This window comes from Longivirga aurantiaca (assembly GCF_042660085.1).
Taxonomy (GTDB): Bacteria; Actinomycetota; Actinomycetes; order S36-B12; family CAIYMF01; genus Longivirga; species Longivirga aurantiaca.
In genome coordinates this window covers 1-6,959 of sequence record NZ_JBHSTI010000027.1, presented here as the reverse complement: position 1 = coordinate 6,959, position 6,959 = coordinate 1, and the positions used below count along the sequence as shown (strand labels likewise).

Annotated in this window: 6 protein-coding genes and 1 tRNA gene; 4 read left to right on the top strand and 3 right to left on the bottom strand. The window is 74.5% G+C overall.

The annotated features are described in order from the left end of the window. Position 1 precedes the first annotated feature (1 nt). Positions 2 to 325 (bottom strand): hypothetical protein, encoded by a 324-nt coding sequence (locus ACFQGU_RS16185; protein WP_386768692.1) that lies wholly within the window; start codon positions 323 to 325, stop codon positions 2 to 4. Positions 326 to 450: 125 nt separating this feature from the next. Continuing rightward, a complete protein-coding gene (locus ACFQGU_RS16180) occupies positions 451 to 3,180 on the bottom strand; it encodes a helix-turn-helix transcriptional regulator (RefSeq protein ID WP_386768690.1) in 2,730 nt (909 codons plus the stop codon). A gap of 304 nt (positions 3,181 to 3,484) precedes the next feature. Between ACFQGU_RS16180 and ACFQGU_RS16175 the strand changes: the two genes are divergently transcribed. Then, the gene (locus ACFQGU_RS16175; protein ID WP_386768688.1) at positions 3,485 to 4,012 is read left to right on the top strand and encodes an ImmA/IrrE family metallo-endopeptidase; all 528 of its coding nucleotides are present in this window, start codon (positions 3,485 to 3,487) and stop codon (positions 4,010 to 4,012) included. On the opposite strand, the gene ACFQGU_RS16170 is transcribed toward ACFQGU_RS16175, so the two are convergent. Continuing rightward, a tRNA-Leu gene (locus ACFQGU_RS16170) sits at positions 3,994 to 4,077 on the bottom strand. The two genes, ACFQGU_RS16175 and ACFQGU_RS16170, sit on opposite strands and share 19 nt — an antisense overlap. A 190-nt stretch (positions 4,078 to 4,267) precedes the next feature. Here ACFQGU_RS16170 and ACFQGU_RS16165 point away from each other — a divergent pair. From ACFQGU_RS16165 to ACFQGU_RS16155, 3 genes are read left to right on the top strand one after another with little or no spacing between them, the layout of a single operon-like run. Beyond that, the gene (locus ACFQGU_RS16165; RefSeq protein ID WP_386768686.1) at positions 4,268 to 4,972 is read left to right on the top strand and encodes an FhaA domain-containing protein; all 705 of its coding nucleotides are present in this window, start codon (positions 4,268 to 4,270) and stop codon (positions 4,970 to 4,972) included. A gap of 4 nt (positions 4,973 to 4,976) precedes the next feature. Further along, positions 4,977 to 5,468, top strand: coding sequence for an FHA domain-containing protein FhaB/FipA (locus ACFQGU_RS16160; protein WP_386768684.1), 492 nt, complete (start codon positions 4,977 to 4,979; stop codon positions 5,466 to 5,468). 4 nt (positions 5,469 to 5,472) lie between these two features. Further along, positions 5,473 to 6,885, top strand: coding sequence for a PP2C family protein-serine/threonine phosphatase (locus tag ACFQGU_RS16155; protein ID WP_386768682.1), 1,413 nt, complete (start codon positions 5,473 to 5,475; stop codon positions 6,883 to 6,885). Positions 6,886 to 6,959 lie beyond the last annotated feature (74 nt).

Genomic DNA, 6,959 nt, shown 5'->3' with positions numbered 1-6,959 from the left:
GCTAGGAGACCGGGCCGCGCTGGAGGATCCCGGCGGGCTGGTCCGCGTAGGCGTGGACCGGCACCGGGATGTAGGCGCCGGCGCGGTCGAGGCCGGTCTCGAAGGGCCGGACGATGCCGCCCGCGGTCTTGACCGCACTGTCAGCCATCGGGCCGGGCGCGGAGACGACGACGCCCGTCGTCGTCGGAGTGGTGACCAGGTGCGTGACCACCCCGGCAAGGGCGGCCAGAGCCGCGACGAGAGCGAGCAGCGCCATGATCAGCGCTGCCCTCTCGAAGGTGTCGTGATGCACGTGAACGTGGCTGCTGGGGACGGTGGTGCTCATGATGGCCTCCTGAATCGTTCCCCTGCTTTCCTGACGACTCCAGGCTCTCCGATGCCGTCGTACGGGGAATCCGGGAAACCCCGCAACCTGTCACGCGCGCGCCGGCCTCGGATCAGGGGTGCCGGTCAGGGGTTGCGGACGAGGGTCCGGGAGCTCGGCCCGTCGTGGGCCGTGGCGAGGCGGGCGAGCTCGGTGCGGCCGCGGACGCCGAGCTTGCGGTAGACGTGGGTGAGGTGAGCCTCCACCGTCCGCGGCGACAGGAAGAGCTGGCGGGCAGCCTCGTCGTTGGTCGCGCCGGCGCCGACCACGTCGACCACCCGGCGCTCCTGGGCCGTCAGCTGCGCCCGGGTGTCGTAGCGGTCGTGGCGGGTCACGTCGACGCCGACCGCCCGCAGCTCCGCCCGGCACTGGTCGGCCCAGGTGCGGCACTCGAGGTGCTCGAAGGCGGCGAGCGCCAGCTCGAGGCGCTCCGCTGCCTCGCGGCGGCGACGGTGCCGCCGCAGCCACCGGGCAAGGCGCAGCCGGGTCATGGCCAGCTCGAACACGTGCATGCCGACCTCGAGAAACCCCTCGGCCTCGCCGAGCAGGTCGGCCACCTCGGCGTCCTCCGCCACCGCCGCCGCGGTCCGCGCGAGGAAGCCCTCGCCGAGCGCGCTGGGCGACGCACCGAGCATGAGCCGCAGCCGCTCGCGCACCTCCGCGGCGTCGCCGACCCGGCCGGCGTCGGCCAGGGCCTCGGTCAGGGTCACGAGGTGGTCCGCGTGCACCGCGTGCGCACTCGTGTGCGCCGGGAGGTGGTCGAGCTCGGAGCTCACGAGCTCGATCGCGCGCTCGGTCCGGCCCTCGGCCAGCGCCAGCATCGCCTCCTCGCCCGGCAGCGCCGCCGCCCAGTAGTCCATCCCGGCGGCCGACATCAGAGTCCGGGCTCGCGCGAGGACGGGCGCGAACTCGGCCGCGAGGGCCCGCCGGGCCAGCACCTGCAGCTCCAGGCCGTCGGAGTACAGGTCGACGCGGCCGATCGCCTCGGTGAGCTCCCGGGTCTCCTCGACCATGTCGAGCAGGTGCCGCCAGCGACCGTCCCAGAACGCGAGCATCTGGTCGATGCCCAGCCCCTCGAGCCGCCGCCGCGGGTCACCGGACGACGAGAGCGTCACCACCGCCCGGCGCAGACGCGGTGCCGACACCTCGAGGCCGAGGCAGAACGCAGCGTTCATGAGGGTCTCCACCGTCCGCCCCGACGCCACGGCCTCGTCGTCGTCGACGGCGAGCAGTGCCTGCTCGAGCGTCAGGCGGGCCTCCGCGCCCGGGTCGACGTGGAAGACCGTGTGCGCCAGGAGGAGCCGGTCGACGGGCGCGAGGAGGTCGGCGGGGCCGAGCTCGTCGACGAGCGCCCGCACCCGGGCCTCCGGCTCCGTCGTCAGGTCGAGGGTGAAGAGCAGGTCGCGCGCAGCCTCCGCGCGCTCCGGCCCCTCGAGGAGGTCCAGGCTCCGCGTGAGCAGGTGCCGGCCCTCGGTCGCATTCTGGACACGGCCCAGCGCCGCGCCGGTGATCCGCAGCAGGGAGCCGCGCACCCGCGGCTCGGGCGAATGCGCGAGCCCCGCCCGCCCGAGGCGGACCGCGGAGTCGTCGTCGAAGTCCTCGAGCGCGTGCGCCGCGGCCCGTGCCAGCCGCTCGGCGGCCGAGGCAGGGTCCGGGTCCGCCGCTGCTGCGAGGTCGTACGCGTCGGCGGCCGCGCCGTGCGCGCCGAGCCGGGCGAGGAGCTCGGCCTCGGCCGTGAGGTCGCGGGCGAGGGAGGCCTCGGGCCCCAGAGCGGCCGCGGCCCGGTGGCGGGCGCGGCGCAGCACGAGGTGCGGCGTCGTGGCGAGACCGACGAGGGCGTCGGCCGCCGCCGCGTGCGCGCGGCGCACGGTGGCGGGCGGCTCGGCCGCGAGCACTGCCGGGCGCACGAGGGGGTGGCGGAACTGCCAGCGCAGCGCATCCAGCCTGACCAGCCCACCGGCCTCCGCGGGCAGGAGGTCCTCGGCGTCCACGCCTGCGGCCGACAGCGCGGCCCCGAGGGTCTCGTCCGCGGACACGACCGCCAGGACGGCCAGCGCCAGCCGCGACCGCTCCGGCAGCGTGTCGACCTCCGAGGCCCAGCGCGTCACGACCCCGGGGCCGACCGGGAGGTCCTCCGGCACCGGCGCCGTGCCGCGCTGCTCGTCGGGCGTGAGCCGTGCGGCGGTCTCCACGACGGCGAGGGTGTTGCCGCCGAGCCTCGACCACAGCCCGCGAGCGACGCTCTCCACGGTCTCGGGAGCGACCGACCGGGCCAGCTCGCCGGCCAGGTCCCGGGGCACCGGGCCGACCTCGAGGCGGGGGACGGCCGCGAAGCCGCGATCCTCGAGCACCTGGGGGCGGCCCGCGGCGAGCACGGCCACGGGATCTACGGCCAGGCGGCGCGCGGCGAACTGCAGCGCCGCCACGGAGAGCGGGTCCCACCAGTGCACGTCGTCGGCGACCAGCAGGACGGGGCTCATCGCGGCGGCCACGGCGAGCGCCCGCAGCAGCGGCGGCCCTGCCGACGCGCGCGCCGACACCGCCCGCAGCTCCTCGATCGCCTCGCTCTCGACGCCGACCGCCTCCAGGCGCGACGCGAGCAGCCACAGCGTCGCCCCCGGCAGCGCCCGCTCGCCCGGCACGCCGGTCACCTCGAGCACCGACACTCCCCGCGCCCTGGCCGCAGCGGCCGCGGCCTGCAGCAGCACCGTCTTGCCGATGCCGGCGTCCCCGACCACCAGCAGATGGCACGGACGGCCGGCGGCCAGCGAGTCGAGCAACTCCTCGAAGGCGCGGAGCTCGTCGGACCTCCCCACGATCACATCTGATCCTCCCGCCAGGAGGCGCCCCGTCGCCTGCCGACGCCGCAGGGCCCGCCCGCCCGGCGCGCTCGACACCGTGGACGAGCACGTCACGCGGTTCCAGGGGGTCTGATGCACAGCATGGACTCCGGTCAGATAACGGCCGAGAGTTCTGTCGCGCGGGTACACCGGTTCGGGATCACTGCAGGCGGAGCTTGACGCGTGGGCCACGCGCGTTCAGGGAGCTGGCGCTGGGGCCACGGACGCCGGGGGGCGGCGCCTCACGGCTCTCGAGGCTGTCGGACTCTGACGACGGATCGTGGGGCTGCGCCGTCCCGCTCGCCCGCCGCCCGGCATCGCGGCCGCCTCGCGCTTGCGCTCGTGCGGTCCTCTCCGCGGACATCGAGCCGACCCAGCGAATGGCGCTGTCCCGAATGACGTCGTGCGACGTGAAGGGAAGAGTCCAGTTGAGAGCGTCTACGTGCGCGTCAACTGGCGCAACGACCTGTCCTCGCCGGCGACAGATCGGGAGGGGATCCTGGCGAACAGGTTCGCAGCCGCGCTTCTCATGCCCGAGGACGCCGTCCGGGGGGCTGTCTCCGACCTCCGAGTTCGATCGGGCAGCACCAGTCGCGTGGTCGAACTCCTCGCGGAGCAGTTCGACGTCAGCGCCGAGGAGATGGGTACCGGCTCATCAACCGAGGCATCAGTCCTGACCGACATGAAGCAGCGCCCCCAGCCATCGGCTGGGGGCGCTCTTCGAGTCCTACACCTGAGCACTGCTCACCCCTACGGAGGAGCGGTGCTCACACGTACAGAACTCTCACGTGCGCGAGGGGGGAGTTGAACCCCCACACCCTTTCGGGTACACGGACCTGAACCGTGCGCGTCTGCCTATTCCGCCACTCGCGCGTGCGGGGAGAAGGCTAACACGCAGGTCGGAGCCGTTACGAACCGCCGATTCCGGTCACAGAACGGCAGACCCGGGGCTGCGAAGGAACGGTCTGCCGCATCCCGGCAGTTACGATCATGGGACGGCGGTGATCGCCCGGGGCGGGGCATCCGCCGACCCGGCACCCGCCTCGGCACTGAGGGAGGCGCGGTGGGTCTGCTCGACCGCTTCGAGCAGCGGCTCGACCGCATGGTCAACGGTGCCTTCGCGCGCGCCTTCAAGGCCGAGGTGCAGCCCGTCGAGATCGCCTCGGCCCTCACCCGCGAGATGGACGACCGGGCCGCCGTGGTCAGCCGCGGCCGCACCGTGGTGCCCAACGTCTTCGTCGTCGACCTCAGCCCGCACGACCACGACCGCCTCAGCGTGTATGCCGGCACCCTCACCGAGGAGCTCGGCACGATGGTGCGCGAGCACGCGGAGGAGCAGCGCTACACGTTCCTCGGCGGTACCGAGATCACCCTCGCCCGCGACGACTCGCTCGAGACCGGCCTGTTCCGCGTGCACAGCGAGGCGAAGGCCGGGGTGGCGAGCGCGCCGAACCCCGCGCGCACGCCGTCCATCCCGGGCAGCCGCCCCGACGCCGGCCACCCGCGCCTCGTCGGCGACGACGTCGACCACCCGCTCAGCCGGGCCGTCACGCGCATCGGCCGCGGCAGCGACGTCGACATCCGCGTCGACGACCCCGGCGTCTCGCGCCACCACGCCGAGATCCTGCTCGGCCGCGAGGTCGTGCTGCGCGACCTCGGCTCGACCAACGGCACGTACGTCGACGGGGTCCAGGTCGGCGAGGTGGTCCTGCGCGATGGCGCGACCGTGCAGCTCGGAAGCGTTCGGCTGACGTTCCGGGCGGGGTGAGCCCGTGTCGGAGCTCCTCCTCACCCTGCTGCGCCTCGGATTCCTGGCGCTCGTCTGGCTGCTCGTGATCGTGGCGATCCTCGTGCTGCGCCGCGACCTCAAGGCCCCCCGCGACGCCCGGATGCTCGTCCCCGCCCGCGTCCCGCGCGGCGGGCAGGCGCCCGCCGCGCCGCGCGCGCCCAAGGCGCCCAAGGCCGCCAAGGGCGGTGCCCGCAGCCTCGTGGTGGTCGAGGGACCGCTCACCGGCACGGTGATCCCCCTGGGGGCCGCCGACGTCACGATCGGCCGTGCACCCGACTCCACCCTCGTGCTCGACGACGACTACGCGAGCAACAACCACGCCCGCATCTCGCTCACGGGCAGCACGTGGATCGTCACCGACCTCGGCTCGACCAACGGCACCTGGGTCGACCGGTCGCGCATCACCAGCCCGACGCCGCTCTCGGTCGGCCACCAGCTCAAGGTCGGCCGCACCGTGCTCGAGCTGCGGAAGTGACGCCATGTCCCTGATGCTGCGCTCCGCCGCGCGCTCCGACATCGGCCTCGTCCGCAGCGGCAACGAGGACTCCGGGTACGCCGGCGACCAGCTGCTCGTCGTCGCCGACGGCATGGGCGGCCACGCTGCCGGCGAGCTCGCGTCCGCCGCCGCGATCGCGACGATGTCCGAGGTCGAGCCCGGCGGGCTGTCCGACGTCGAGGCCCTCGAGCGGCTGTCCGAGGCGGTCGTCGTCACGAGCGAGCGCATCGCCGACGTCGTCTCGGCCAACCCCGAGCTCGCAGGCATGGGCACCACGCTCACCGCGCTCGCCTGGCTCGGCGGCGACCCGCCGCGCGTCGCGGTTCTGCACGTCGGCGACTCGCGCGCCTACCTGCTGCGCGAGGGCGAGATGCGCCAGGTCACCCGCGACCACACGTACGTGCAGACCCTCATCGACTCCGGCCGCATCACGCCGGAGGAGGCCACGCGCCACCCTCGCCGCAACCTGCTCATGCGCGCGATCGACGGCGTGCACCCTGCCGAGCCCGACGTCTCGGTCCGTGAGGCCCGCGCCGGAGACCGCTACCTCGTCTGCAGCGACGGCCTCTGCGGCTACGTCTCCGACGTCGACATCGCGCGCCTCCTCGCCGTCGCCGACCCCACCGCGGCGGTCACCGCGCTCGTCGACGCAGCCCTCGAGGCCGGCGCCCCCGACAACGTCACGTGCGTCGTCGCCGACGTCGTCGCCGTGGAGCCCGGGTCCGATGTCGAGCCCGAGGCACCGGTGGTGGTGGGCGCCGCCGGCGAGCCGCGCAACCGCGAGCGCCTGCCCGAGCTCACCTTCCCCGCCGACGCGCAGATCGACTCACGCCCCGCGCAGGTCGTGAAGGTGTCGACCCAGTCGTCCACCGGGGAGGCCGGCGTCGCCCCGATCGGCCGGGTCTACCGCGAGGAGCAGGGCGCGTCCCGCCAGGGGATCAGCCGGCGCTGGTTCTGGGCGGTCGGTGCGGTGGTCGCGATCGTCGCGGTGCTCATCGGCCTGATCGCCATCACGATGACGTGGGCCCGCGGCCAGTGGTACGTCGGCAACGACGGCGGCTACGTCGCGATCTTCAACGGCGTTCCCGGCTCGATCGGCCCGATCAGCCTGTCGTCCGTGGAGGAGCGCTCGACCATCACGATGGACTCGCTCCCGGACTTCGAGGCCATGCAGGTCGAGGGCACCATCGCCACCGACTCCCTCGCCGACGCGCAGCAGGTGGTGCAGCGGCTGTCCGAGCGCGCCGCGCAGTGCGCCGCCGTGCCGACCACGCCGGGCTGCCCGGACGCTCCCGGCGACGGCGGCGGCGACGGCGACGGCGGCATTGACGCCTCCCCGTCGGCCTCCGCCTCGCCGTCCGCCACCACGTCCCCCAGCGCCTCGGCGAGCCCGTGACCACACCCGCCACGGCACCCGCCGTCCCCCGCTACCGCCAGCCCGACCGGCGGTGGGCGGAGCTCGGCCTGCTG

Bases quoted from the DNA above. Each gene is read 5' to 3' on its own strand.
- ACFQGU_RS16155 (WP_386768682.1), top strand. From the start codon at position 5,473: ATGTCCCTGATGCTGCGCTCCGCCGCGCGCTCCGACATCGGCCTCGTC.
- ACFQGU_RS16185 (WP_386768692.1), bottom strand. From the start codon at position 325: ATGAGCACCACCGTCCCCAGCAGCCACGTTCACGTGCATCACGACACC.